This window comes from Streptomyces roseicoloratus, from assembly GCF_004117935.1.
In the GTDB taxonomy this organism is placed as follows: Bacteria; Actinomycetota; Actinomycetes; order Streptomycetales; family Streptomycetaceae; genus Streptomyces; species Streptomyces roseicoloratus.
On record NZ_SDOY01000096.1, the window covers coordinates 1 to 25094 of the forward strand.

Sequence of the window (25094 nt, forward strand, 5' to 3'; positions counted from 1 at the left end):
CCGCGCGCGCGGGCGGCCTCGGCGAGCGCGACGGGCTCGGCACGGGCGGCCTCGCCGCCGGTGTGCAGCACGAGCCCGTGGGCACCGGTGGCCCGGGCCAGCTCTGGGCCGTCCCACTCCGCCGGCTCGACCGTGCGGATCAGGCGGGCGAGACCGTCGGCGAGGCTCTCCTCCGCGAGCGCGAAACGCTCCAGGCCCAGCAGCACCGGCGTCCCGGGGCGCGGCTCCTCCCGCTCCTCCCCGCCGGCCTCACCGGTCTCCTCCGGCTCCTCGTCCTCCTGATCCTCCTCCTGGAAGACCAGTACGGCGGCCTCGGAGACGGCGAGGTCGACGGCCTTGTCGGGTTCCGGCACCGAGAGCCGGGCGAGCCCGTCCCGTACGGCGCCGATCTCCAGGGCGGTGTGACCCTTCAGGGCCGCCTGGTCGAGCAGCCAGGCCGTGAGGGCCACCGCCCGGCGCGGGTCGGCGGGACCGCACTCCGGACCCAGCAGTGCCCGCGCGAATCCGTCCGCCTGCTCGGGCCGCACGCCCGGGACCGCGAGCAGCTGCCACGGATCGTCCGCGAGCGCCCGTGCCGCGCCCTCGCCGAGGACCGCGGCGACCTTCGGGGCGAGCGCCTCGGGCGCGTCGCCGCGCGCCAGCACCTGCCGCACGGCCGCCGTGGCCTCCTCGGTCGCCGGCGGCGCCTGGGACACCGGCGGGCGCACGGTCGCGGCGGGGGCGGCGGCCGGCGCAGCCGGTGCGGGCCGGGCGGGCACGGGCGCCTCGACGCGCGGGACCGAGACCGGCCGGGCGCCGCTCTCCACCGCCCGTACCGCGGCGAGGAGGTCCGCCGCCGTGCCCGTCAGCTTCCCGCCCGCCTCGACGGGCGCGGCGCGCTCGGCCTTGCGCTGCTCGATCCTCGCCCGCAGCTCCCGCTGCGCGGCCAGCTCCGCCTGCGCCTCGGACAGCGCGGACGCCCCGGCCCCGTCTGCGTCACTTCCGGCCGTATCCGTAGCCGCATCCGCATCCGCATCCGTATCTGTATCCGTAGCCGCGTCCGCGTCCGTAGCCGCGTCCGCGTCCGTAGCCGCGTCCGCGTCCGTAGCCTCGTCCGCGCCCGTCGCCGCGTCCGCAGCGTCGTCCCCGTCCGTGTCCCCGTCCCCGTCCGCACTCTCAGCCCCGGCCGCGTCCTCGGGCGCACCGGACTCCTCCGGCTCCTCGGTGGCCTCGCGCTCCTCGGACGCGGGCGCGTCCGGCGGGCTCGCGGGGGGTTCCTGGGCGTCGGTGGTCGGCTCGGTCGCCCCGGGCGGCGCGGTGTCGCCGGAAGGCTCGGTCACAAGGTGCTCCAGTCGTGATCCGGGTAGCGGTGCACGGGCGCCGACACGTCGTCGAGAGCCCGGCAGATCTCGTCAGGAAGACTAAGGCTCTCCACTGACAAAGCCGCCGCGAGCTGCTGCGCGTTGCGCGCGCCGACGATCGGGGCGGTGACGCCGGGCCGGTCGCGGACCCAGGCGAGGGCGACCTGCAGCGGCGTGGTGGCGAGGCCGTCGGCCGCCGTGCTGACCGCGTCCACGATCCGGCTCGCCGCCTCGTCCAGATACGGCTCGACGAACGGCGCGAGCGCCTCCGAACCACCGCGCGAGTCCGCCGGGGTCCCGTGCCGGTACTTGCCGGTGAGCACTCCGCGGCCGAGCGGCGAGGACGGCAGCAGTCCTATGCCCAGGTCGAGCGCGGCCGGCAGCACCTCGCGCTCGACGCCCCGCTGGAGCAGCGAGTACTCCATCTGCGTCCCGGCCAACCGGGTCCGGTCACCGCTCTGCTGCCAAGTACCGGCCTTCGCCAGCTGCCAGCCGCAGAAGTCGGAGACGCCCACGTAGCGGGCGCGGCCGCTGCGCACGGCGATGTCGAGGGCCTGGAGCGACTCCTCGAGCGGGGTGTACGGATCGAAGGCGTGCAGCTGCCAGAGGTCCACGTGGTCCGTGCCGAGCCGGGCGAGCGAGGCGTCGAGCGCGGCGAGCAGGTGGCCGCGCGAGCCGTCCGTGCGCCGGTCCGGGTCGGGGACGCTGCCGGCCTTGGTCGAGATCACCAGGTCACGGCGCGGGACCAGGCCCGACCTCTCGTCCACGAGCCGGCCGAGCAGGTACTCCGCCTCGCCGCCCCCGTACACGTCCGCCGTGTCCACGAGCGTGCCGCCCGCGTCCCAGAACACCTTCAACTGCTCGGCGGCGTCGTGCTCGTCGGTGTCGCGGCCCCAGGTGAGGGTGCCGAGCCCGAGCCGGGACACGCGCAGGCCGGTACGTCCGAGATGCCTCTGCTCCATGGCCGCGAGATTACTGGCCATGGCACCACGCGGAGAGACCCTGTGGACAAGCTGTCCACAGGCCGTCCGTTCGAAGCCCCCGGACCGGCTCCTGACGAATGCCGGGGGAGCGCGCTAGAGTCCCCGGCACAGGACGTTACCGATGGGTAAGGGGTACGTGGCATGCGGCTCGGCATCAACCTCGGCTACTGGGGCGCGGGCATGGACGGCGACAACCTGGCCGTGGCCCAGGAGGCGGACCGGCTCGGCTACGACGTCTGCTGGGCCGCCGAGGCGTACGGCTCCGACGCGCCGACCGTGCTCTCGTACGTCGCCGCCAAGACGGAGCGGATCGACATCGGCTCCGCGATCATGCAGATCCCGGCGCGGCAGCCCGCGATGACGGCCATGACCGCCGCGACCCTCGACTCGCTCTCCGGTGGCCGCTTCCGGCTCGGCCTCGGCGTCTCCGGGCCCCAGGTCTCCGAGGGCTGGTACGGCGTCAAGTTCGACAAGCCGCTGGCCCGCACCCGCGAGTACGTGGAGATCGTCCGCCGGGCCATGTCCCGCGAGCGCCTCAGCTACGAGGGCGAGCACTGGACGCTGCCGCTGCCCGACGGCCCCGGCAAGCCCATCAAGCTCACGGTCCACCCGACCCGCCCGCACATCCCGCTCTACATCGCCGCCATCGGCCCCAAGAACCTGGAGCAGACCGGCGAGATCGCCGACGGTGCCCTGCTCATCTTCCCGGCCGCCGAGCACCTGGAGGAGACCGCGCTGCGCCATCTCCGGGCGGGCCGCGAGAAGGCCGGGCTCACCATGGACGGCTTCGACGTCCACCCGACCCTGCCGCTCGCCCTCGGCGACGACATCGACGCGCTGGCGGACGTCTTCCGCCCGTACACCGCGCTGTACGTCGGCGGCATGGGCAGCCGCAAGCAGAACTTCTACAACCAGCTCGCCCAGCGCATGGGCTACGAGAAGGCCGCCGCCGAGATCCAGGAGAAGTACCTGTCCGGCGACAAGGCCGGAGCCGCCGCCGCGGTACCGCGCCAGCTGATCGACCAGACCACCCTGCTCGGCTCCGTCGACCGCATCGCCGACCGCATGAAGGCCTACGCGGAGGCCGGGGTGACGACCCTGACGCTGGCCCCGGCCGGCTTCACGCTCGACGAACGGCTCGCGGCGCTGCGCGCCGGTGTGGAGGCCCTGGAGCGCGCCGGTCTCGCGTAAGGCCCGGTATCCACGGGACGCGTCCCGGAACGAACCCGCGGCCGTGGTGGGGGCTCGGGGGTCTTCCCCGCCACGGCCGTCACGCAGCACAACGCGCGAGCCGCGCCCGGGGTTACGCTCCCGGCCGGCCGAACGCCCGCCGGGCACCGTTCCGGGCCGTCATCCTTTCGGCCCAGCCCCCCGCCCCTCCTGTTGCCCGCCCCCGGGCGGCGCATTTGACTCGTACACCACGGGAGGTGGCAGCCATGCTCACGGCCAAGGGCCTTTTCCAAGAAATCATCGACAACGACGAGTCGTTCCGGCTCTTCTGTTCCATCGCCGCCAGCGGCGAGGCCCAGGGCGGCTGGGAGAACGGCCGGATCGCGTCGCTCGTTCCCCCCGGCATGCGGGACATGGTGCCCAAGATCACCCGGCACGGCGCCGACGAGGACAAACACGGCCGGATCTTCAACGCCCTGCTGAAGAAGCGGGGCCTCGACCCGGTGCCCGTCCCGCCCGACACCGACTACACGATGCTGCTGGAGAAGCGCGGCATCGGCCTCGCGCACGACAAGCTGCGCCGCGACGAGCCGCTGACGGAGCGGGACGTCATCGTCTACCTGGCGCACAGCCGGGTCACCGAACAGCGGGCGGCCGATCAGATGATCATGCTGGTCACGTACTTCGGGGACCATCCCGAACTCGGCAAGGCCATCCGCATGATCGACAACGACGAGACCAACCACCTCGCGTACTGCCACGAGGAACTGCTGCGCCTCAACCACGAGGGGCACGGCCGGCTCATCCAGCGCGTCCTGCGGGAGTCCGCGCTCGCCGAGATCGAGGTCTACCGGGACGTCGGCCTCGCCGTGATGGGCCACATGGGCCGCATCCTGGGCTGGTCCCGGGCGAAGTCCGCGGTGCTCGCCGCCGGCATCCACGCGATGTACGTGTGGGAGCGCGCCGCCGGCTGGCACAAGATGGTGGACCTCAGGATGCCCGAGCGCCGCGACGCCCTCGGCGGCCCCATGACGCCGGCCCCGGCCTTCTGACCGGCACCCCGGACGGACGACCGGGCCCGGGCCGTCCGAGATCCCGGCCCCCGAGGTCCCGCCCCCAGAGCACCCGCCCGGAGCCCCTGCGCGCGGTCCCGCGGCAGGGGGCCTCGAGGCCCTTCGGGGCCGGATCTCACAGCCAGCCGCGCCGCTTGAACAGCCGGTACAGGCCTGTGACGATCCCCGCCATCAGCAGGAGCACCACCGGGTACGACCACGCCCAGCGGAGCTCCGGCATGTGCTCGAAGTTCATGCCGTAGATCCCCGCGACCATCGTGGGGACCGCGGCCATCGCCGCCCACGCCGAGATCTTGCGCATGTCGTCGTTCTGCCGCACGCCCATCTGCGCCAGATGCGCCGACAGCACGTCCGACAGCAGCCGGTCCAGGCTCTCCACCTGCTCGTTGGCGCGCAGCAGATGGTCCTGCACGTCACGGAAGAACGGCATCGCCTTGTCGTGCACGAAGGGCACCGCGCCCGTCGCGAGCCGGGCCATCGGCCCGGTCAGCGGGCTCGCCGCCCGGCGGAACTCCAGGACCTGCCGCTTCGCCGTGTAGATCCGCTCCGCGGTCCGCTTCGGGCTGCCGCCGGACGGCGCGAAGACATCCGCCTCCAGCTCCTCCAGGTCGATCTGGAGCTCCCCTGCGACGTCGATGTAGTGGTCCACGACCGCGTCGCTGATCGCGTACAGGACCGCGGTCGGCCCGTGCCGCAGCACGTCCGGCGTGGCCTCCATGCGCTTGCGCACGGCCGTCAGCGGGCTGCCGGCACCGTGCCGTACGGTCACCACGAACGAGTCGCCGACGAAGACCATCACCTCGTCCGAGCTGACCCGGTCGCTCTCCGGCTCGTACACCACCGGCTTCAGGACGACGAACAGGCAGTCGTCGTACACCTCCAGCTTGGGCCGCTGATGCGCCTTCAGGGCGTCCTCCACGGCCAGCGGGTGCAGCGCGCACTCCGAGGAGACATGGCTGAACTCGGCCTCGGTCGGCTCGTACAGCCCCACCCACAGGAACGCGTCCCCGCTCGACCGCGCCTCCGCCAGGGCCTCCGACAGATCGGCGGGGCTCCTCGTCCGCTGCCCGCGCCGATAGATGGCTGAGTCCACGATCACGCGCCGTATTCTCCCCCGGGCGAAGCCGGAGCGCACCCTCCCGCGGAGCACCGGTCCGCCACCGGCGTTCCCCACGCGCGCGTGGGGACGCCTACGCTGGCCCCCATGGCCACCCTGATCCTCGTACGGCACGGACGCTCCACCGCCAACACCTCCGGGGTGCTCGCCGGACGCACGCCCGGGGTCGCGCTCGACGAGCGCGGCGCCGCGCAGGCCGCCGAGCTGCCCGGGCGGCTGGCCGGAGTGCCGCTCGCCGCCGTCGTCACCAGCCCGCTCCAGCGCTGCCGCGAGACCGTGCGGCCGCTCCTCGACGCCCGCCCCGGGCTGCCGCTGCACGCCGAGGAGCGGATCAGCGAGTGCGACTACGGCGACTGGTCCGGCCGCAAGCTCGCCGAACTCATGGACGAGCCGCTGATGCAGGTCGTCCAGGCGCACGCCTCGGCCGCGGCCTTCCCGGGCGGCGAGTCCCTGCGCGCCATGCAGGCCAGGGCCGTGGACGCGGTGCGCGACTGGAACGCCCGGATCGAGGCCGAGCACGGTGAGGACGCCGTCTACGTGATGTGCTCGCACGGCGACATCATCAAGGCGCTCGTCGCCGACGCCCTCGGCCTCCACCTGGACCTCTTCCAGCGGATCCAGGTCGACCCCTGCTCGGTCACCGCCATCCGCTACACCCGCCTCCGCCCCTTCCTGCTCCGCCTCGGCGACACCGGCGACCTGGCCGCCCTCGCCCCGCGCGAGCCGGCCGGCGGCGCGGGGGAGGCCGAGGTGGGAGGCGGCGCGGGCGCACCGTGATCCATCCGCGCAGTAGGGTGGACGCGCCGCTGTAGTGACGTCCCGCGGCCGGCGCCGTGACAACAGTGTTCACAGCAACTGCGTTCGGGGCAGGGGCGTTCACGGCAGGGGCGTGGACGACAGCACCACAGCCGAGATCCACGACAGCAGCACCACAGCCGAGACCCAAGGGAGTCGGGAACGTGTCCCGTCAGGTGTTCCTCTACGACCCGCCGGAGCGTTTCGTGGCCGGCACGGTCGGGCTGCCTGGCCGCCGTACGTTCTTCCTCCAGGCGTCCGCGGCCGGCCGGGTCACCAGCGTCGCCCTGGAGAAGACCCAGGTCGCGGCCCTCGCCGAGCGGATCGACGAACTGCTCGACGAGGTCGTGCGCCGCACCGGCGGCAACGCTCCCGTCCCCGCGGTGGCCCCCGCCGACGTCACGGACACCGCCCCCCTCGACACCCCCGTCGAGGAGGAGTTCCGGGTCGGCACCATGGCGCTCGCCTGGGACGGCGAGGAGCAGCGCATGATCGTCGAGGCGCAGGCGCTCGTCGAGCTCGACGCGGACTCCGAGGAGGACCTCGCCGAGGCCGAGGAGCGGCTGCTCCAGGACGAGGAGAACGGCCCGCCGATGCTGCGGGTCCGACTGACCGGAGCCCAGGCCCGGGCCTTCGCCAAGCGCGCCCTCGACGTGGTCAACGCGGGCCGGCCGCCGTGCCCGCTGTGCAGTCTGCCGCTCGACCCCGAGGGCCATGTCTGCCCGCGCCAGAACGGATACCGTCGCGGCGCATGAGCAGCCATCAGGCCCCTGCGACGCCCACGACGCCCGCGGTCCTCGACCTGCTCGGCCGGGGCGAGCTGACCGTCCGCGGCCGGGTCCGCGAGGCGTCCAACGCGGTGCTGTTCTGCTCCGTCGCCCATGACGGCCAGGAGCTCGACTGCGTCTACAAGCCGGTCGCCGGGGAGCGCCCCCTGTGGGACTTCCCCGACGGCAACCTCGCCCGCCGCGAGGTCGCCGCCTTCGAGCTGTCCGAGGCCACCGGCTGGGACCTGGTCCCGCCGACCGTGCTCCGCGACGGGCCGTACGGCGAGGGCATGGTGCAGCTGTGGGTCGAGACCGACCCGGAGGCGGCCCTGCTCGCGCTGGTCGACGACGAGGAGCCGGGAGAGGGCTGGAAGGCCGTCGGGCCCGCCCAGGTGGCAGAGGACCGCACGGCGCTGCTCGTGCACGCCGACAGCCCGCAGCTGCGCCGGCTGGCCGTCCTGGACGCCGTCATCAACAACGGCGACCGCAAGGGCGGGCATCTGCTGCCCCGACCTGACGGACATCTGTACGGGATCGACCACGGCGTCTCCTTCCACGTCGACGACAAGCTGCGCACCCTGCTGTGGGGCTGGGCGGGGGAGGAGCTGACCGAGGAGGCCCTCGCCGTGCTGGCCGTCCTGGACGCCCGGCTCGCGCCCGGCACTCCCCTGGCGGAACGGCTCGCGGCGCTGCTGACCGCCGCAGAGGTGGACGCCCTGCGGCAGCGGGTCGCCCGGCTGCGCGGGACGGGGCGGCATCCCGTACCGTCGGGGCAGTGGCCCGCGATCCCCTGGCCGCCGGTGTAGCGACCGTCCCCACCAGGCGTCATCGGGGAACTCGCGTGTAACGGGCCGATGCTTTCCGGCCAACCTCCGTCGGCTCGGTCACACCCCCCGGGGGTATGCACGAACCGCTCTGACTTGCAAGACCGCCTAATCGGTCAAGATCCGGGTGCGGTTCGTATCCGGAACACCTGTCCGGTTACGCTCAGGACATGCATGCCTGGCCCGCTTCTGAGGTCCCCGCCCTGCCCGGCAAGGGCCGCGACCTCCGGATTCACGACACGTCGACCGGCGGACGAGTGACCCTCGCCCCCGGCCCCGTCGCCCGCATCTACGTCTGCGGCATCACGCCGTACGACGCCACCCACCTGGGGCACGCGGCGACCTACAACGCGTTCGACCTCGTTCAGCGCGTGTGGCTCGACACCAAGCGGCAGGTCCACTACGTCCAGAACGTCACCGACGTGGACGACCCGCTCCTCGAGCGGGCCCTCCGCGACGACATCGACTGGGTCGCCCTCGCCGAGCGCGAGACCGCCCTGTTCCGCGAGGACATGACCGCCCTGCGCATGCTGCCGCCGCAGCAGTACGTCGGAGCCGTCGAGGCCATACCGGGCATCGTCCCGCTGGTCGAGCGGCTGCGGGACTCCGGCGCCGCCTACGAGCTCGACGGCGACATCTACTTCTCCGTCGAGGCCGACCCGCACTTCGGCCAGGTCTCGCACTACGACACCGCGCTGATGCGCCACCTCTCCGCCGAGCGCGGCGGCGACCCGGACCGCCCGGGCAAGAAGAACCCGCTCGACCCGATGCTGTGGATGGCCGCCCGCGAGGGCGAGCCCAGCTGGGACGGCGCCAGCCTCGGCCCCGGCCGTCCCGGCTGGCACATCGAGTGCGTCGCCATCGCCCTCGACCACCTCGGCATGGGCTTCGACGTCCAGGGCGGCGGATCGGACCTGATCTTCCCGCACCACGAGATGGGCGCCTCGCACGCCCAGGCGCTCACCGGCGAGTTCCCCATGGCCAAGGCGTACGTCCACGCCGGCATGGTCGCCCTGCACGGCGAGAAGATGTCCAAGTCCAAGGGCAACCTGGTCTTCGTCTCCGCGCTCCGCAGGGACGGCGTCGACCCGGCCGCCATCCGGCTCTCCCTGCTCGCCCACCACTACCGGGCCGACTGGGAATGGACCGACCAGGTCCTCCAGGACGCCGTCGCGCGCCTGGACCGCTGGCGCGCCGCCGTCTCGCGCCCCGACGGCCCGTCCGCCGACGCGCTCGTCGAGGAGATCCGCGAGGCACTCGCCGACGACCTGGACGCCCCGGCCGCGCTCGCCGCGGTCGACCGCTGGGTCGCGTCGCAGACCGCCGAGGGCGGCACCGACGAGTCCGCGCCCGGGCTCGTCTCCCGTGCCGTCGACGCGCTGCTCGGCGTCGCCCTGTAGCGCGTCCCGGACCGGCACGGCTCGGGCACACCCCGGCACACGCGACCGCCCTCGGACTTCCTGGTGAAGTCCGAGGGCGGTTCGTTCGTCGCCACGGGGGAGGGGACGTCGTACGGAGGGACGGCCGGCGATCCGGGCCCCGGCCGCGAGGCCGTGTCGCCGCGCCGGTCAGTCCCCGGTGTCGCCGCCGTCCGGCTCCTCACCCGCGTCCGCGGCGCCCGGCGCGTCCGGGCCGGTTCCCCCGTCCGGGCCGCCGGAGCCCGTGGCGTCCCCGGCGTCCGGGCCGCCGCCCAGGGCCGGGTCCGCGCCCGGGACCGCCTCGGGGCCTGGCTGCTGCGGCTTCGGCGGGCGGGTCCGCTCGTCCGGGCCGTCCCGCAGGTACGAGGTGTCGCCGCCCTCCGTCGCCAGGCCCGGCCCCGGGCCCTGGCCCGGGTCGCGGCGCCGCAGATAGCGCTCGAACTCGCGGGCGATGGCCTCGCCGGAGGCCTCCGGCAGCTCCGCCGTGTCCCGCGCCTCCTCCAGGGTCTGCACGTACTCGGCGACCTCGCTGTCCTCGGCGGCCAGCTGGTCCACGCCCAGCTGCCAGGCCCGCGCGTCCTCCGGCAGTTCGCCGAGCGGGATGCGCAGGCCGATCAGGTCCTCCAGGCGGTTGAGCAGCGCCAGCGTCGCCTTCGGGTTCGGCGGCTGCGACACGTAGTGCGGCACCGCGGCCCACAGGCTCACCGCCGGCACGCCGGCGTGGGTGCAGGCCTCCTGGAGGATGCCCACGATGCCCGTCGGGCCCTCGTAGCGGGTCTCCTCCAGGTCCATCGTGCGGGCCAGGTCGGGGTCGGAGGTGACGCCGCTGACCGGTACCGGCCGGGTGTGCGGGGTGTCGCCGAGCAGCGCGCCCAGGATCACCACCATCTCCACGCCCAGCTCGTGCGCGAAGCCCAGCAGCTCGTTGCAGAACGACCGCCAGCGCATGGACGGCTCGATCCCGCGCACCAGGACCAGGTCGCGGGGCTTCTCGCCGCCGATCCGCACCACGGAGAGCCGGGTCGTCGGCCAGGTGATCTTCCGGACGCCGCCGTCCAGCCACACCGTGGGCCGGTTGACCTGGAAGTCGTAGTAGTCCTCGGCGTCGAGCGCCGCGAACACCTCGCCCTTCCACTCCCGGTCCAGATGGGCGACCGCCGCGGAGGCGGCGTCACCGGCGTCGTTCCACCCCTCGAACGCGGCCACCATGACCGGGTCGATCAGCTCGGGAACCCCCTCGAGCTCGATCACCCAGCGCCTCCTTCGTCGAAGTTCCTCTGTCGTACGGACCAACCTTACGGCTTTCCCGAGCCGCGTCGGCCTTGATCAACTACCCAGGAAAACGGGGCCGCACACGAAAACGCGTAAGGGGCGGTCCCCCACGGAGACCGCCCCTTACGCACGCGTGCCGTTCCCGGCGTGACGCCTACTTGCGCAGCATGTCCTCGACCTTGCCGCGGATCTCGTCGGTGGCGAGACCGCGGATGGTCAGGGTGGTGCGGCGGCGCAGCACGTCGTCCGCGGTCTCGGCCCACTCGAGGTCGCGGGCGTAGGCGACCTGGGCCCAGATCTCCGGCGCGTCGGGGTGGACGCGCTCGGCGAGTTCGGGGTTCTCGTTCGCCATGCGCGCGATGTCGAAGGCGAGCGAGCCGTAGTGGGTGGCCAGGTGCTTGGCGGTGTCCGCGGACATCCGAGGGCCGGGCGCCGGGCCGTCCACGAGCAGCCGGTGGGCGACCGCGTTCGGGTTGGCTATGCCGGGCAGCGGCAGCCGCTTCGGCAGCGCGGACACCGGCTCGTAGTCCTCGCCGAGCGGGTGGCCCGGCAGCGACTCCAGCTTCTTCATGATGGTGCGGCCGATGTGGCGGAAGGTGGTCCACTTGCCGCCGGCGACCGACAGCATCCCGCCGCGGCCCTCGGTGACGACCGTCTCCCGCTTGGCCTTGGAGGTGTCGCCGGGACCGCCCGGCAGCACCCGCAGGCCGGCGAAGGCGTAGGTGATCAGGGACCGGTCGAGCTGCTGGTCGCGGATGGAGAAGGCGGCCTCGTCCAGGATCTGGGCGATGTCCTTGTCGTTGACCGCGACCTCGGCCGGGTCGCCCTCGTACTCCTCGTCGGTCGTGCCGAGCAGGAGCATGTCCTCCCAGGGGAGGGCGAAGGTGATCCGGTACTTGTCGATCGGGGTGGCCAGCGCGGCCTTCCACGGGGAGGTCCGCTTGAGCACCAGGTGGGCGCCCTTGGAGAGGCGGATGGAGGGCGCCGCGTTCGGGTCCTCCATCCGGCGCAGGTGGTCGACCCACGGGCCGGTGGCGTTGAGCACCAGGCGGGCGGTGACGCCGAACTCCTCGCCGGACAGCCGGTCCCTGAGCTCGGCGCCGGTGACCCGGCCCTTGGTGAAGCGCAGGCCGGTGACCTCGGCGTGGTTGAGGACGACCGCGCCGGCGTCGACGGCGGCGCGGACCGTCATCAGCGCCATGCGGGCGTCGTTCATCTGGTCGTCGCCGTAGACGGCGACGGCCTTCAGGTTGTCGGTGCGCAGCTCCGGCACGTCCTGGGCGGCCTTGGCGGGGCTCAGCAGGTGGCCGACGCCGTCGCCGAAGGCGGACAGGGCGCTGTAGGCGAAGACGCCGGCGCCGAGCTTGGCCGCGCCGTGCGGGCCGCCCTTGTAGACGGGCAGGTAGAAGGTGAGCGGGTTGGACAGGTGGGGGGCCACCTGGCGGGAGACCGCGCGCCGCTCGAAGTGGTTCTCCGCGACGAGCTTGACCGCGCCGGTCTGCAGGTAGCGCAGACCGCCGTGGAGGAGCTTGGAGGAGGCGGAGGAGGTGGCGCCGGCGAAGTCGCCGGCGTCCACCAGGGCCACCCGCAGCCCGGACTGCGCGGCGTGCCAGGCGGTGGAGATGCCCAGGATGCCGCCGCCGATCACCAGGAGGTCGTACGTCGCCTTGGACAGCTGCTCCCTCGTCTCGGCACGGGTCGGAAGGGAACCGGCGGCCGGGTGCGTCCCCAGGGAGGGGAGGCTCTGCAGGGTGGTCATCGCGTCTTGCTCCTCGTCAGTTCTCTTCTGCTTCGATCCAGCCCATGGAGCGCTCTACGGCCTTGAGCCAGTTCTTGTACTCGCTGTCGCGCTTGTCGGCGTCCATGCGGGGGGTCCACTCGGCGGCCCGGCGCCAGTTGGCGCGCAGGGCGTCGGTGTCGGGCCAGAAGCCGACGGCCAGGCCGGCGGCGTAGGCGGCGCCGAGGCAGGTGGTCTCGGCGACCATCGGGCGCACGACGGGCGCGTCCAGGAAGTCCGAGAGGGTCTGCATCAGCAGGTTGTTGGAGGTCATGCCGCCGTCGACCTTGAGGGCCGTCAGCTCGACGCCGGAGTCCTTGGTCATGGCGTCGGTGATCTCGCGGGTCTGCCAGGCGGTGGCCTCGAGGACGGCACGGGCGATGTGCGCCTTGGTGACGTAGCGGGTGAGGCCGGCGATGACGCCGCGGGCGTCGGAGCGCCAGTACGGGGCGAAGAGGCCGGAGAAGGCCGGCACGAAGTAGGCGCCGCCGTTGTCCTCGACGGAGGAGGCGAGCGTCTCGATCTCGGCGGCGGACTTGATCAGGCCCATCTGGTCGCGCATCCACTGGACCAGGGATCCGGTGACGGCGATCGAGCCCTCGAGCGCGTAGACCGGCTTCTCGTCGCCGATCTGGTAGCCGACGGTGGTGAGCAGGCCGCTGTAGGAGTTGATGATCTTGTCGCCGGTGTTCATCAGCATGAACGTTCCGGTGCCGTACGTGGACTTGGCCTCGCCCTCGGCGAAACAGGTCTGGCCGAACAGGGCGGCCTGCTGGTCGCCGAGCGCGGAGGCGACCGGGACGCCGTCCAGGACGCCGCCCTTGACCGTGCCGTACACCTCGGCGGAGGAGCGGATCTCCGGCAGCACCGCGGCCGGGATGCCGATGGAGGCGAGGATGCGCTCGTCCCAGGCCATCTCGTGAAGGTTCATCAGGAGGGTGCGGGAGGCGTTGGTGACGTCGGTGACGTGCACGCCGCCCTCGGCGCCGCCGGTCAGGTTCCAGATGACCCAGGAGTCCATGGTGCCGAAGAGGATGTCGCCGCGCTCGGCGCGCTCGCGCAGGCCCTCGACGTTGTCGAGCAGCCAGCGGACCTTCGGGCCGGAGAAGTACGAGGCGAGCGGCAGGCCGGTCTCGCGGCGGAAGCGGTCCTGGCCGACGTTGCGGCCGAGTTCCTTGCACAGGGCGTCGGTGCGGGTGTCCTGCCAGACCAGCGCGTTGTGCACCGGCTCACCGGTGTTCTTGTCCCACATCAGGGTGGTCTCGCGCTGGTTGGTGATGCCGATCGCCTTGACGTCGGCCGCGGTGATGCCGGCCTTGGCGATGGCGCCGGCGACGACCTCCTGGACGTTGGTCCAGATCTCGGTGGCGTCGTGCTCGACCCAGCCCGGCTTCGGGAAGATCTGCTCGTGCTCCTTCTGGTCGACGGAGACGATGCGGCCGTCCTTGTCGAAGACGATGCAGCGGGACGAGGTGGTGCCCTGGTCGATGGCGGCGATGAACGGGCCGGCAGTGTGGGCGTCGGTCACGGTGAACTCCAAGGGAAGTCTGGAAGAAGGACTGCTCAGGCGAACGCGATGTTGTAGATACCCGCGGCGAGGGCGCCACCGATCAGCGGACCGGCGACCGGGATCCAGGCGTAGCTCCAGTCGGAGCCGCCCTTGTTCGGCAGCGGGAGCAGGGCGTGCACGATGCGCGGGCCGAGGTCACGGGCCGGGTTGATCGCGTAGCCGGTGGGGCCGCCGAGCGACAGGCCGATGGAGACCACCACGAAGGCGGTGATCAGGGCGCCGATGACGCCGAGGCCCTTGCCGCTGTCGTTGAGCCCCTGGGTGAGCACGGCGAGCACGAGCACCACGGTGCCGATGATCTCGGTGGCCAGGTTCTGCCAGGTGTTGCGGATCTCCGGACCGGTGGAGAACACGCCGAGCACCGGGCCGGGGCCCTCGACGGGCTTCTCGCCGAGCGTCTCGGGGTCCGTGAGGTGGGCCCGGAACTGGCCGTAGTAGGCGATCCAGACCAGCGCCGCGCCGATCATGGCGCCGAGCATCTGACCGGCGACGTAGACCGGCACGTTGCTCCAGTCGCCGTCCTTCAGGGCTATGCCGATCGTGACGGCGGGGTTCAGATGGGCGCCGGAGAGGGAAGCGGTCATGTAGACCGCCGTCATCACGGCGAAGCCCCACCCGAACGTGATCGCCAGCCAGCCCGCGTTGCGGGCCTTGGAGCTCTTGAGCGTCACGGCGGCGCAGACGCCGCCGCCGAGCAGGATGAGTACGGCGGTACCGATGGTCTCGCCGATGAAGATGTCGGAGCTGGACACCCGCGACTCCTTTGTCCTTCGTCCAGGGGAAGGCGAACCACGGGTCCCTCCGGTGGTTCGCGCCCTCAGGTGAGGGCGTTGCCGGCCCTTGGCACTGTCACACCTTAGCGCGTATTGCCGGTAGCTGTTCGACAATGCCGACCGATGAACGGAAGTTTTGCGCCACGCTTCACAGCCCGTCAAGGGTCACGAGCGCGAAAAACCCGCCGATAACGCGATCGTTACCGACGGGTTCCGGCGTGCCCGGGCGTAGCCGCTGACCAGGTCAGAAGCGACCCGCCCCCAGGTCGCGGGAGACCGCGCGGGCGCAGTCCCGGACGGCCGCCACCAGCTCCGAGCGCAGCTCGCCGTCCGCGCAGACCCGCTCCACCGCGCCCGTGATGGCCACCGCCCCCACCGGCATCCGGCGCCGGTCGTGGATGGGCGCCGCCACCGAGGCCACGCCCTCCCAGGTCTCCTCCACGTCCGCCGCCCAGCCGCGCGCCCGGGTCATGTCGAGCAGCGACTCGAAGTCCGCGAGCCCGGTCACCGTGCGCGGCGTGAACGGCTCCCGTTCGACCTCCACCGCCTCGCTGTGCGCCACCGGGTCGTACGCCGAGAGCACCTTGCCCAGGGCCGTGGAGTGCAGCGGCTGCATGGCCCCCACCTCCAGGACCTGCCGGCTGTCGTCCGGCCGGAAGACGTGGTGGACGATGAGCACGCCCTGCTGGTGCAGCACGCCCAGATGGACGCTCTCCCCGCTGGAGCGCGCCAGGTCGTCCGTCCAGACCAGCGCCCGCGCGCGCAGCTCGTGCACATCCAGATAGCTGTTCCCCAGGCGCAGCAGCTCCGCGCCCAGCTGATAGCGCCCCGACGCGCTGTCCTGCTCCACGAAGCCCTCCGCCTGGAGCGTGCGCAGGATGCCGTGCGCCGTGCCCTTGGCGAGACCCAGCGAGGAGGCGATGTCCGACAGGCCGAGCCGGCGCTCGCCGCCCGCGAGCAGTCGCAGCATCGCCGCCGCCCGTTCAAGCGACTGGATGTTCTTCGCCATCGCCCGGCCCTTCTCCTCACATGCTGTTCGACAATGCTGAACACTATCGGTCGATGCCGACCTTGTGTCACACCTGACAGTGTCGGACAAGAACGGGCCGGACCGGGAGTCCCCGGACACAGGATGCCGTCCACCTGCTGGAACCCCGTGTCCACCCCGGCACCGTCGCGGCTACGCTGGGCCCGTGCACCCTCTGCCGAGGGCGCAAAGCCGACAGCCGTCGCACCCCAGGGAGCCCCATCCATGGCCTCGTCGCCGACCCCTTCCGCCGCACCCGCAACCGCCGCCCGGCGGGCCGACGCCCTGCGCGAGGCCTTCGCCTCCCGCGTCGTCGTCTCCGACGGCGCCATGGGCACGATGCTCCAGGCCCAGGACCCCTCCCTCGAGGACTTCCAGCAGCTCGAAGGCTGCAACGAGATCCTGAACGTCTCCCGCCCTGACATCGTCCGGGCGGTCCACGACGCCTACCTCGAGGTCGGCACCGACTGCGTCGGCACCAACACCTTCAACTGCAACTTCTCCGCGCTCGGCGAGTACGACATCGCCCACCGCATCCAGGAGCTGTCCGAGGCCGGTGCCCGGATCGCCCGTGAGGCCGCCGACGCGTACACCGAGAAGACCGGACAGCAGCGCTGGGTCCTCGGCTCGATGGGCCCCGGAACCAAGCTGCCCACCCTCGGCCACGTCGAGTACGGCACCCTCCGCGACGCCTACCAGCAGAACGCCGAGGGCCTCCTCGCCGGCGGCGCCGACGCGCTGCTCGTCGAGACCACCCAGGACCTGCTGCAGACCAAGGCCGCGATCATCGCCGCCCACCGCGCCATGGAGACCGCCGGCTACACCGTCCCGCTGATCTGCTCGGTCACCGTCGAGACCACCGGCACCATGCTGCTCGGCTCCGAGATCGGCGCCGCGCTCACCGCGCTCGAGCCGCTCGGCATCGACATGATCGGCATGAACTGCGCCACCGGCCCCGCCGAGATGAGCGAGCACCTGCGCTACCTCGCCCGCCACGCGGGCGTCGCGCTCTCCTGCATGCCCAACGCCGGCCTGCCCGTCCTGACCAAGGACGGCGCGCACTACCCGCTCTCGGCCGCCGAGCTCGCCGACGCCCACGAGACCTTCGTCCACGAGTACGGCCTCAACCTGATCGGCGGCTGCTGCGGCACCACGCCCGAGCACCTGCGCCAGGTCGTCGAGCGCGTCCGCGGCGTCGTCCCGCCCGTCCGCACGCCGCACCCCGAGCCGGGCGCCGCGTCGCTCTACCAGACGGTCCCCTTCCGCCAGGACACCTCGTACCTGGCGATCGGCGAGCGGACGAACGCCAACGGCTCGAAGAAGTTCCGCGAGGCCATGCTGGAGGCCCGCTGGGACGACTGCGTCGAGATGGCGCGCGACCAGATCCGCGAGGGCGCGCACATGCTCGACCTCTGCGTCGACTACGTCGGCCGCGACGGCGTCGCCGACATGAAGGAGCTCGCCGGCCGCTTCGCCACCGCCTCCACCCTGCCGATCGTCCTCGACTCCACCGAGGTCGACGTCATCGAGGCCGGCCTGGAGAAGCTCGGCGGACGGGCCGTCATCAACTCCGTCAACTACGAGGACGGCGACGGCCCCGAGTCCCGCTTCGCCAAGGTCACCCGCCTCGCCCGGCAGCACGGCGCCGCCCTGATCGCCCTCACCATCGACGAGGAGGGCCAGGCCCGCACCGTCGAGAAGAAGGTCGAGATCGCCGAGCGGCTCATCGACGACCTCACCGGCAACTGGGGCATCCGCGAGTCGGACATCCTCATCGACACCCTGACCTTCACCATCTGCACCGGCCAGGAGGAGTCGCGCAAGGACGGCATCGCCACCATCGAGGCGATCCGCGAACTGAAGCGCCTCCACCCGGACGTCCAGACCACGCTCGGCCTGTCCAACATCTCCTTCGGCCTCAACCCGGCCGCGCGCATCCTGCTCAACTCCGTCTTCCTGGACGAGTGCGTGAAGGCCGGCCTGGACTCGGCCATCGTCCACGCCTCGAAGATCCTCCCGATCGCCCGCTTCGACGAGGAGCAGGTCACCACCGCACTAGACCTGATCTACGACCGGCGGGCCGAGGGCTACGACCCGCTGCAGAAGCTGATGGCCCTGTTCGAGGGCGCCACCGCCAAGTCCCTGAAGGCCGGCAAGGCCGAGGAACTGGCCGCCCTGCCGCTGGAGGAGCGCCTCAAGCGCCGGATCATCGACGGCGAGAAGAACGGCCTGGAGGCGGACCTCGACGAGGCCCTGACCACCCGGCCCGCCCTCGACATCGTCAACGACACGCTGCTCGACGGCATGAAGGTGGTCGGCGAGCTGTTCGGCTCCGGCCAGATGCAGCTGCCGTTCGTGCTCCAGTCCGCCGAGGTCATGAAGACCGCGGTGGCCTACCTGGAGCCGCACATGGAGAAGGTCGAGGGCGCCGAGGGCAAGGGCACCATCGTCCTCGCCACCGTCCGCGGCGACGTCCACGACATCGGCAAGAACCTCGTCGACATCATCCTGTCCAACAACGGCTACAACGTCGTCAACCTCGGCATCAAGCAGCCCGTCTCCGCCATCCTGGAGGCCGCCGAGGAGCACGCCGCCGACGTGATCGGCATGTCCGGCCTCCTGGTGAAGTCCACCGTGATCATGAAGGAGAACCTGGAGGAGCTGAACCAGCGCGAGCTGGCCTCCAGGTACCCCGTGATCCTCGGCGGCGCCGCCCTCACCCGCGCCTACGTCGAGCAGGACCTCCACGAGATCTACCAGGGCGAGGTCCGCTACGCCCGCGACGCCTTCGAGGGCCTGCGCCTCATGGACGCCCTCATCGCCGTCAAGCGCGGCGTACCCGGCGCCGCCCTGCCCGAGCTCAAGCAGCGCCGGGTCGCCAAGGGCGCCACCACCCTCCAGATCGAGGAGCCGGAGCCCGGCGGCCGTTCCGACGTCGCCACCGACAACGCGGTGCCCACCCCGCCCTTCTGGGGCACCCGCGTCGTCAAGGGCATCCAGCTCAAGGAGTACGCGAGCTGGCTCGACGAGGGCGCCCTGTTCAAGGGCCAGTGGGGCCTCAAGCAGAACCGCGCCGGCGACGGCCCCTCGTACGAGGAACTCGTCGAGACCGAGGGCCGGCCGCGGCTGCGCGGCTGGCTGGAGCGCCTCCACACGGAGAACCTCCTGGAGGCGGCCGTCGTCCACGGCTACTTCCCCTGCGTCTCCAAGGGCGACGACCTGATCGTCCTCGACGACGCCGGCAACGAGCGCACCCGCTTCACCTTCCCGCGCCAGCGGCGCGGCCGGCGCCTGTGCCTCGCGGACTTCTTCCGCCCGGAGGAGTCCGGCGAGACCGACGTCGTCGGCTTCCAGGTCGTCACCGTCGGCTCGCGCATCGGCGAGGCCACGGCCAAGCTCTTCGCGTCCGACTCCTACCGCGACTACCTGGAGCTGCACGGCCTGTCCGTGCAGCTGGCCGAAGCCCTCGCCGAGTACTGGCACGCCCGGGTCCGCGCCGAGCTCGGCTTCGCCGGCGAGGACCCGGAGAACGTCGAGGACATGTTCGCGCTCAAGTACCGCGGCGCCCGCTTCTCGCTCGGCTACGGCGCCTGCCCCGACCTGGAGGACCGGGCGAAGATCGCCGAGCTCCTGGAGCCGGAGCGGATCGGCGTCCACCTCTCGGAGGAGTTCCAGCTGCACCCCGAGCAGTCCACGGACGCCATCGTCATCCATCACCCGGAGGCGAAGTACTTCAACGCCCGGTGACCGGTACGGGGGCAAATCCCTGCGCCTGAGGTGATCCGGACGTACACTGGTCGGTCCAGTGCAGGCCGGTCGTCCACCCCCGTGCAAGGGGAGGGCGGCCGGCCTCTTCGTCCCTCCGTGGAGGTGTGCCGGATGACCAGTACGGTCCCCGCGTCCTTGTTCCGTGCCAACGGCAGCTCCGCCCTGCAGGCGGTCTTCCTCGACATGGACGGCACCCTCGTCGACACCGAGGGCTTCTGGTGGGACGCGGAGGTGGAGGTCTTCGCCGACCTCGGGCACCGGCTCGACGAGGCCTGGCGCGACGTCGTCGTGGGCGGGCCCATGACGCGCAGCGCCGGCTACCTGATCGAGGCCACGGGCGCCGACATCACGCTGGAGGAGCTCACCGTGCTCCTCAACGAGAAGTTCGAGCAGCGCATCGACCAGGGCGTGCCCCTGATGCCCGGCGCGGACCGGCTGCTCACCGAGCTGGCCCGGCACGACATCCCCACCGCCCTGGTCTCCGCCTCGCACCGCCGGATCATCGACCGGGTGCTCGCCTCGCTCGGCCGCGACCGCTTCGCGCTGAGCATCGCGGGCGACGAGGTGGCCCGCACCAAGCCGCACCCGGAGCCGTACCTGACCGCCGCCCGCGGCGTCGGGGCCGAGCCGGCGCTCTGCGCCGTGGTCGAGGACACCGCGACCGGCGTCGCCGCCGCCGAGGCGGCCGGCTGCCGGGTCGTCGCGGTGCCCTCCGTCGCCCCCATCGCACCCTCCGCGGGCCGGGTCGTGGTCCGCTCCCTGGAGGAGGTCGACGTGCCCTTCCTCCGGACGCTCATCGCCTCGCCCCGCGGACACTGACGGGCCCGTCCCGTTCGCGCCCGGGAACTTCAGGCCACTCGCCGAAAAGAACCCTGAGTGACATTGGTCACCCAGAGTGCCGACCGGTGGGTGGCCTGTTCGCGTGTGGTGTCCCGAAACCACCGGTTACACCCTGCCCATGTGTCCCGGTTCGCTCCCGCGCGTACGAATCATTCCCGCGCATGACTATCGAACTCACCGTATTCATGCTCGCCGGCCGTGCGCCTTCGCGACGTTCCCCCGTCCGGCGGCACTGGTGTAGCCCACTAATCTTTCGCACGTACTCCGCCGCACCTCCGCGTGCCCCGGCGGCCCACCCACGCCGCCGCGCACACCGGACCGATCGCACCCCTCCCGGCCCGATCGCCGCGCCCCGAACGGGCGTCCGGCGGAGTGACCGAAGCCGCTGTACCACCGCCGGCCGTCACCCCCGTGCCGGATGAGGAGAACGTCCCGATGAACCGCAAGACCCTGGTGCTGCCGATCGCGGCCGCACTGCTCAGCCCCCTGCTCGCCGGCTGCGGTGGAGGGGACGAGAGCAGAGCGATCGTCGTCGGCACCACGGACCAGTTCGTCGCCACCGAGGACGCTCCCGCCCCGCTCGACCCCGCCTTCGCCTACGACACCGGCGCCTGGAACATCCTGCGGCAGACCGTCCAGACCCTCATGCACGTCCCGCGCGGCGGCGGCGCCCCGGTCCCCGAGGCCGCCGAGAGCTGCGGCTTCTCCGACAAGGAGAGCGAGAGCTACCGCTGCACGCTCCGTGAGGGCCTCACCTTCGCCGACGGCACCCCGGTCAGCGCCGAGGACGTCAAGTTCTCCGTCGAGCGCGTGCTCGCCATCAAGTCCGACAACGGCACCGCCGCCCTCCTCGCCAACATCGACACCGTCGAGACCAAGGGCGACCGCGAGGTGGTCTTCCACCTGAAGACGCCCGACGCGACCTTCCCGTACAAGCTCTCCACCCCCGTCGCCGGCATCCTCAGCAAGGACACGTACGAGGGCAGGTCCCTCCGCGAGGGCTTCGACGTCGACGGCTCCGGCCCGTACACGATGACGACCGAACGCGACGGCGACACGGTCACGAAGTTCGTCTTCACCAAGAACCCCCGCTACAAGGGCGACATCACCCTGCGCAACGACAAGGTCGAACTGCGCACCTTCGCCGACGCCGGCGCCATGGACAAGGCCCTGCGCTCCGACGACATCGACATGGCCGCCCGCGCCATGTCGCAGCCCCAGATCAGGGACCTCACCGAGAAGCCCCAGGAGGGCATCGACCTCACCGAGGTCCCCGGCCTGGAGATCCGCTACCTCGCCTTCAACACCAAGGCACCCGCCGTCAAGGAGAAGGCCGTCCGGCAGGCCATGGCCTCCGTCGTCGACCGCGGCAAGCTCATCGAGCAGGTCTACGGCCCCACCGCCGAGCCCCTCTACTCCCTGATCCCCTCCAGCGTCACCGGCCACGCCACCTCGTTCATCGACACCTACGGCGAGCCCGACGCGTCCAAGGCCGCCAAGCTGCTGCGCGACGCCGGAATCAAGACGCCCGTCCCGGTCACCCTGCACTACACGACCGACCACTACGGCGCCGAGACGGCCCAGGAGTTCGAGACCCTGCGCGCCCAGCTCAACGCCACCAAGCTCTTCGACGCCCGCGTCCAGGGCACCGAATGGTCCAAGTTCCGCCCGGCCCAGAAGCGCGGCGACTACGCCGTCTACGGCCTCGGCTGGTTCCCCGACTACCCGGACCCGGACAACTACGTCGCCCCGTTCCTGGACAGCGACAACTTCCTCAACACCCCCTACGTCAACCAGTCCGTCCGTGAGCGGCTGATCCCGCAGTCGCGCCGCGAGGCCGACCGCACCGCCGCGGCCCCGGTCTTCGAGCAGATCCAGAAGATCGTCGCCAAGGACGTCCCCGTCCTGCCCCTGTGGCAGGGCAAGCAGTACGTCGCCGCCCGCGACGACATCACCGGCGTCGAGTGGTCGCTGAACACCTCCTCCGACCTGCTCCTGTGGGAGCTCGGCCGCGGCACCGCCTGACCCCTTCGTTGTACCGGCCGCGCAGCGGTTGCGCGGCCGGCCTGGCAAGAGATCAAGAGGCAAGTTCTGTGAAGGCACACAACAAGTGGCTGACCGCCCCGCTCGCCGCGGGCCTGGCCGCCGCGCTGCTCAGCGGCTGCGGCACCGAGAAGGGCGGCGACTCCGGGGGCTCCGGGTCCGCCGTCACCGTCGGCATGTCGGACGAGATCATGGCGACCGACCCGGCCGCCGGCTACGACCCCGGCTCCTGGCTGCTGTTCAACAACGTCTTCCAGTCCCTGCTCGCCTTCCCGAAGGGTGCCTCCGAGCCCGAGCCCGAGGCCGCCGACAAGTGCGGCTTCTCCGGCGGCAGCAAGATCTACACCTGCACCCTGCGTGACGGTCTGAAGTTCTCCAACGGCAACCCGCTCACCTCGGAGGACGTCAAGTTCTCCTTCGAGCGCGCCCTGAAGATCGCCGACCCCAACGGCCCCGCCCCGCTGCTCTCCTCGATCGACTCCATCGAGACGCCCGACGAGAAGACCGTCGTCTTCAAGCTGAAGGTGCCCGACGCCACCTTCCCCAGCAAGATCGCCTCCGGTGCCGGTTCCATCGTCGACCACCGCGAGTACCCGGCCGACGGACTGCGCACCGACGGCAAGGCCGTCGGCTCCGGTCCGTACAAGCTCGAGTCGTTCAGCGACAGCCAGGCCACCTTCACCGGCAACGACAGCTACCAGGGCAACGCCAAGCGGAAGAACGGCAGCGTCACCCTCAAGCTCTACCAGGGCGACCGCGAGGCCCTCGCCAAGGCCCTCTCGGCCGGCGACATCGACGTCGCCTACCGAGGCCTCGCCGCCGACGACATAGCCGCCCTGGAGAACGCCCAGGACAACCAGGGCATCCAGGTCGTCCAGGGCTCCAGCGCCGAGGTCCAGCACCTGGTCTTCAACGTCAAGGACCCGGTCGTCGGCAAGATCGGCGTCCGCAAGGCCATCGCCCACCTCGTCGACCGCGAGGCGCTCGTCCAGAACGTCTACAAGTCGACCGCCACGCCGCTGTACTCCATCGTCCCCACCGGCATCGCCGGCCACGCCACCTCGTTCTTCGACACCTACGGCGAGCCCGACACGGCCAAGGCCAAGACGGCGCTGCGCAAGGACGGGATCACCGGCAAGGTCAAGCTCACCCTCTGGTCCACCCCGAACCGTTTCGGCCCCGCCACCGACCAGATGATGGAAGCGATCGCCGGCCAGCTCAACGCGAGCGGCCTGTTCGACGCCAAGGTCCAGTCCGTCTCCTTCGAGCAGTACGAGAAGGACATCGCGGCCGGCAAGTACGGCGTCTACGTCCGCGGCTGGGTCCCCGACTACCCGGACGCCGACAACTTCACCTCCCCGTTCTTCGGCGACGACAACGTCCTCGGCAACCGCTACCAGAACGCCCTCATCACCGGCGAACTGCTGCCGGCCGTCGCCGCGTCCCCCGACCGGGGCCAGACCGGCTCCACCTACACCAAGGTCCAGGACCTCGTCGCCGACGAGCTGCCGCTGCTGCCGCTGTGGCAGGGCAAGCAGTACGCGGTCGCCCGCGAGGGCGTCACCGGCCTCGAATGGACCCTCGACGCCTCCACCGTCTTCCGCTTCTGGGAGATCAAGAAGGGCTGACACCCGCTCCGCGACGAGGAGGGCCCGGCACGCTCGTGGCGCCGGGCCCTCCCCGTACCCCGGCGGCTCACGCACCGCGCGCCGGGCTCTTCCCATCCCGGGCGGCTCACGTACCGCGCGCCGGGCTCTTCACGTACTGCCCCGAAGACTCACTGACTCACTGCGCCCCGGGGCGCACCAGACCGCTCTCGTACGCGTACACCGCCGCCTGCACCCGGTCCCGCAGACCCAGCTTCGTCAGCACATGACCCACGTGCGTCTTCACCGTCGTCTCGCTCACGAACAGGTCCGCCGCGATCTCCGCGTTCGACAGACCGCGCGCCACCAGCTTGAGCACCTCGACCTCGCGGTCCGTCAGCGTGTTCAGCGTGTCCGGCACCTGCTCCTCGCCCGACGGCAGGTGCGCCGAGTACTTGTCCAGCAGCCGGCGCGTGATCGACGGCGCCAGCATCGCCTCGCCCGCCGCCACCACCCGGATCGCCTGCACCAGCTCGTGCGCCGGCGCGTCCTTCAGCAGGAAGCCGCTCGCCCCCGCCCGCAGCGCCTCCACCACGTACTCGTCCAGGTCGAACGTGGTCAGCACCAGCACCTTCGCCGGACCGTCCCGGCCCGGACCGGTGATCTGCCGGGTGGCCTCCACCCCGTCCATCCGCGGCATCCGGATGTCCATCAGCACCACATCGGGCTGCAGCGCCCGCACCTGCTCCAGCGCCTGCAGACCGTCCCCGGCCTCACCCACCACCGCCAGGTCCTGTTCGGCCTCCAGGATCATCCGGAAACCGGTGCGCAGCAGCGGCTGGTCGTCGACCAGTAGGACGCGGATAGCCACGGACAACTCCTTCACGGCATGGACGGAACCCCAGGACGCCCGGCGGATCATGATCGGGCACCCCGCGTCCATTCTGCCCT

The 25094-nt window shown here is 71.8% G+C and carries 19 protein-coding genes; 10 read left to right on the forward strand and 9 right to left on the reverse strand.

Annotated features, from left to right (window positions below):
- Positions 1 to 1319, reverse strand: a 1319-nt coding sequence (locus ESG85_RS10300) for a helix-hairpin-helix domain-containing protein (protein WP_281288017.1), incomplete at its 3' end; no start/stop codon positions are given.
- On the reverse strand, positions 1316 to 2302 hold the full coding sequence (locus tag ESG85_RS10305) for an aldo/keto reductase (protein ID WP_128977767.1): 987 nt from the start codon (positions 2300 to 2302) through the stop codon (positions 1316 to 1318). The genes ESG85_RS10300 and ESG85_RS10305, both read right to left, overlap by 4 nt.
- A gap of 162 nt (positions 2303 to 2464) precedes the next feature.
- Here ESG85_RS10305 and ESG85_RS10310 point away from each other — a divergent pair, with 162 nt between their 5' ends.
- Positions 2465 to 3514, forward strand: a complete 1050-nt coding sequence (locus ESG85_RS10310) for an LLM class F420-dependent oxidoreductase (protein ID WP_128977768.1) — start codon at positions 2465 to 2467, stop codon at positions 3512 to 3514.
- A 245-nt stretch (positions 3515 to 3759) separates the two neighbouring features.
- Positions 3760 to 4545: a ferritin-like domain-containing protein gene (locus tag ESG85_RS10315; RefSeq protein ID WP_128977866.1), complete on the forward strand. Its 786-nt coding sequence runs from the start codon at positions 3760 to 3762 to the stop codon at positions 4543 to 4545.
- 136 nt (positions 4546 to 4681) lie between these two features.
- Here ESG85_RS10315 and corA read toward each other — a convergent pair whose 3' ends face one another.
- Positions 4682 to 5674 (reverse strand): magnesium/cobalt transporter CorA, encoded by a 993-nt coding sequence (gene corA / locus ESG85_RS10320; protein WP_128977868.1) that lies wholly within the window; start codon positions 5672 to 5674, stop codon positions 4682 to 4684.
- Positions 5675 to 5770: 96 nt separating this feature from the next.
- On the opposite strand from corA, the gene ESG85_RS10325 reads away from it, so the two are divergent.
- The 4 genes from ESG85_RS10325 (at position 5771) to mshC (ending at position 9469) form a co-directional block, all read left to right on the forward strand.
- Positions 5771 to 6460, forward strand: a complete 690-nt coding sequence (locus ESG85_RS10325; RefSeq protein WP_128977769.1) for a histidine phosphatase family protein — start codon at positions 5771 to 5773, stop codon at positions 6458 to 6460.
- Between the two features lie 182 nt (positions 6461 to 6642).
- On the forward strand, positions 6643 to 7233 hold the full coding sequence (locus tag ESG85_RS10330) for a DUF3090 domain-containing protein (RefSeq protein ID WP_128977770.1): 591 nt from the start codon (positions 6643 to 6645) through the stop codon (positions 7231 to 7233).
- Positions 7230 to 8051, forward strand: a complete 822-nt coding sequence (locus ESG85_RS10335; RefSeq protein ID WP_128977771.1) for an SCO1664 family protein — start codon at positions 7230 to 7232, stop codon at positions 8049 to 8051. The genes ESG85_RS10330 and ESG85_RS10335 overlap by 4 nt, the downstream gene beginning before the upstream one ends.
- A gap of 188 nt (positions 8052 to 8239) precedes the next feature.
- Positions 8240 to 9469, forward strand: coding sequence for a cysteine--1-D-myo-inosityl 2-amino-2-deoxy-alpha-D-glucopyranoside ligase (gene mshC, locus ESG85_RS10340; RefSeq protein WP_128977772.1), 1230 nt, complete (start codon positions 8240 to 8242; stop codon positions 9467 to 9469).
- Between the two features lie 168 nt (positions 9470 to 9637).
- Here the strand turns inward: mshC and ESG85_RS10345 are convergent, their stop codons facing one another.
- The 5 genes from ESG85_RS10345 to ESG85_RS10365 all read right to left on the reverse strand — a co-directional run bounded on the left by ESG85_RS10345 (position 9638) and on the right by ESG85_RS10365 (position 15888).
- The gene (locus ESG85_RS10345) at positions 9638 to 10738 is read right to left on the reverse strand and encodes a PAC2 family protein (protein ID WP_128977773.1); all 1101 of its coding nucleotides are present in this window, start codon (positions 10736 to 10738) and stop codon (positions 9638 to 9640) included.
- A 175-nt stretch (positions 10739 to 10913) separates the two neighbouring features.
- Positions 10914 to 12518, reverse strand: a complete 1605-nt coding sequence (locus ESG85_RS10350) for a glycerol-3-phosphate dehydrogenase/oxidase (RefSeq protein WP_128977774.1) — start codon at positions 12516 to 12518, stop codon at positions 10914 to 10916.
- Between the two features lie 16 nt (positions 12519 to 12534).
- Positions 12535 to 14064, reverse strand: coding sequence for a glycerol kinase GlpK (gene glpK / locus ESG85_RS10355; RefSeq protein ID WP_128977775.1), 1530 nt, complete (start codon positions 14062 to 14064; stop codon positions 12535 to 12537).
- Between the two features lie 35 nt (positions 14065 to 14099).
- Positions 14100 to 14858: an MIP/aquaporin family protein gene (locus tag ESG85_RS10360; protein ID WP_128977776.1), complete on the reverse strand. Its 759-nt coding sequence runs from the start codon at positions 14856 to 14858 to the stop codon at positions 14100 to 14102.
- A 265-nt stretch (positions 14859 to 15123) separates the two neighbouring features.
- Entirely contained in the window at positions 15124 to 15888 is a 765-nt protein-coding gene (locus ESG85_RS10365) for an IclR family transcriptional regulator (RefSeq protein WP_128977777.1), read from the reverse strand.
- Positions 15889 to 16131: 243 nt separating this feature from the next.
- Here ESG85_RS10365 and metH point away from each other — a divergent pair, with 243 nt between their 5' ends.
- The 4 genes from metH (at position 16132) to ESG85_RS10385 (ending at position 24185) form a co-directional block, all read left to right on the forward strand.
- Complete coding sequence (metH, locus tag ESG85_RS10370; RefSeq protein WP_128977779.1) at positions 16132 to 19653, forward strand: methionine synthase; 3522 nt, start codon at positions 16132 to 16134, stop codon at positions 19651 to 19653.
- Positions 19654 to 19785: 132 nt separating this feature from the next.
- Positions 19786 to 20493, forward strand: coding sequence for an HAD family hydrolase (locus ESG85_RS10375; RefSeq protein WP_128977781.1), 708 nt, complete (start codon positions 19786 to 19788; stop codon positions 20491 to 20493).
- Between the two features lie 456 nt (positions 20494 to 20949).
- Entirely contained in the window at positions 20950 to 22539 is a 1590-nt protein-coding gene (locus tag ESG85_RS10380) for an ABC transporter substrate-binding protein (protein ID WP_128977782.1), read from the forward strand.
- A 68-nt stretch (positions 22540 to 22607) separates the two neighbouring features.
- The gene (locus ESG85_RS10385) at positions 22608 to 24185 is read left to right on the forward strand and encodes an ABC transporter substrate-binding protein (RefSeq protein ID WP_128977784.1); all 1578 of its coding nucleotides are present in this window, start codon (positions 22608 to 22610) and stop codon (positions 24183 to 24185) included.
- Positions 24186 to 24342: 157 nt separating this feature from the next.
- On the opposite strand, the gene ESG85_RS10390 is transcribed toward ESG85_RS10385, so the two are convergent.
- On the reverse strand, positions 24343 to 25014 hold the full coding sequence (locus tag ESG85_RS10390) for a response regulator (RefSeq protein ID WP_128977786.1): 672 nt from the start codon (positions 25012 to 25014) through the stop codon (positions 24343 to 24345).
- Between the last annotated feature and the right edge of the window lie 80 nt (positions 25015 to 25094).

Excerpts from the sequence above, each read along its gene's own strand:
- ESG85_RS10305 (WP_128977767.1), bottom strand. The coding sequence starts at position 2,302 with ATGGAGCAGAGGCATCTCGGACGTACCGGCCTGCGCGTGTCCCGGCTC.
- ESG85_RS10310 (WP_128977768.1), top strand. The coding sequence starts at position 2,465 with ATGCGGCTCGGCATCAACCTCGGCTACTGGGGCGCGGGCATGGACGGC.
- ESG85_RS10315 (WP_128977866.1), top strand. The coding sequence starts at position 3,760 with ATGCTCACGGCCAAGGGCCTTTTCCAAGAAATCATCGACAACGACGAG.
- ESG85_RS10325 (WP_128977769.1), top strand. The coding sequence starts at position 5,771 with ATGGCCACCCTGATCCTCGTACGGCACGGACGCTCCACCGCCAACACC.
- ESG85_RS10335 (WP_128977771.1), top strand. The coding sequence starts at position 7,230 with ATGAGCAGCCATCAGGCCCCTGCGACGCCCACGACGCCCGCGGTCCTC.
- mshC (WP_128977772.1), top strand. The coding sequence starts at position 8,240 with ATGCATGCCTGGCCCGCTTCTGAGGTCCCCGCCCTGCCCGGCAAGGGC.
- ESG85_RS10350 (WP_128977774.1), bottom strand. The coding sequence starts at position 12,518 with ATGACCACCCTGCAGAGCCTCCCCTCCCTGGGGACGCACCCGGCCGCC.
- ESG85_RS10365 (WP_128977777.1), bottom strand. The coding sequence starts at position 15,888 with ATGGCGAAGAACATCCAGTCGCTTGAACGGGCGGCGGCGATGCTGCGA.
- metH (WP_128977779.1), top strand. The coding sequence starts at position 16,132 with ATGGCCTCGTCGCCGACCCCTTCCGCCGCACCCGCAACCGCCGCCCGG.
- ESG85_RS10375 (WP_128977781.1), top strand. The coding sequence starts at position 19,786 with ATGACCAGTACGGTCCCCGCGTCCTTGTTCCGTGCCAACGGCAGCTCC.
- ESG85_RS10380 (WP_128977782.1), top strand. The coding sequence starts at position 20,950 with ATGAACCGCAAGACCCTGGTGCTGCCGATCGCGGCCGCACTGCTCAGC.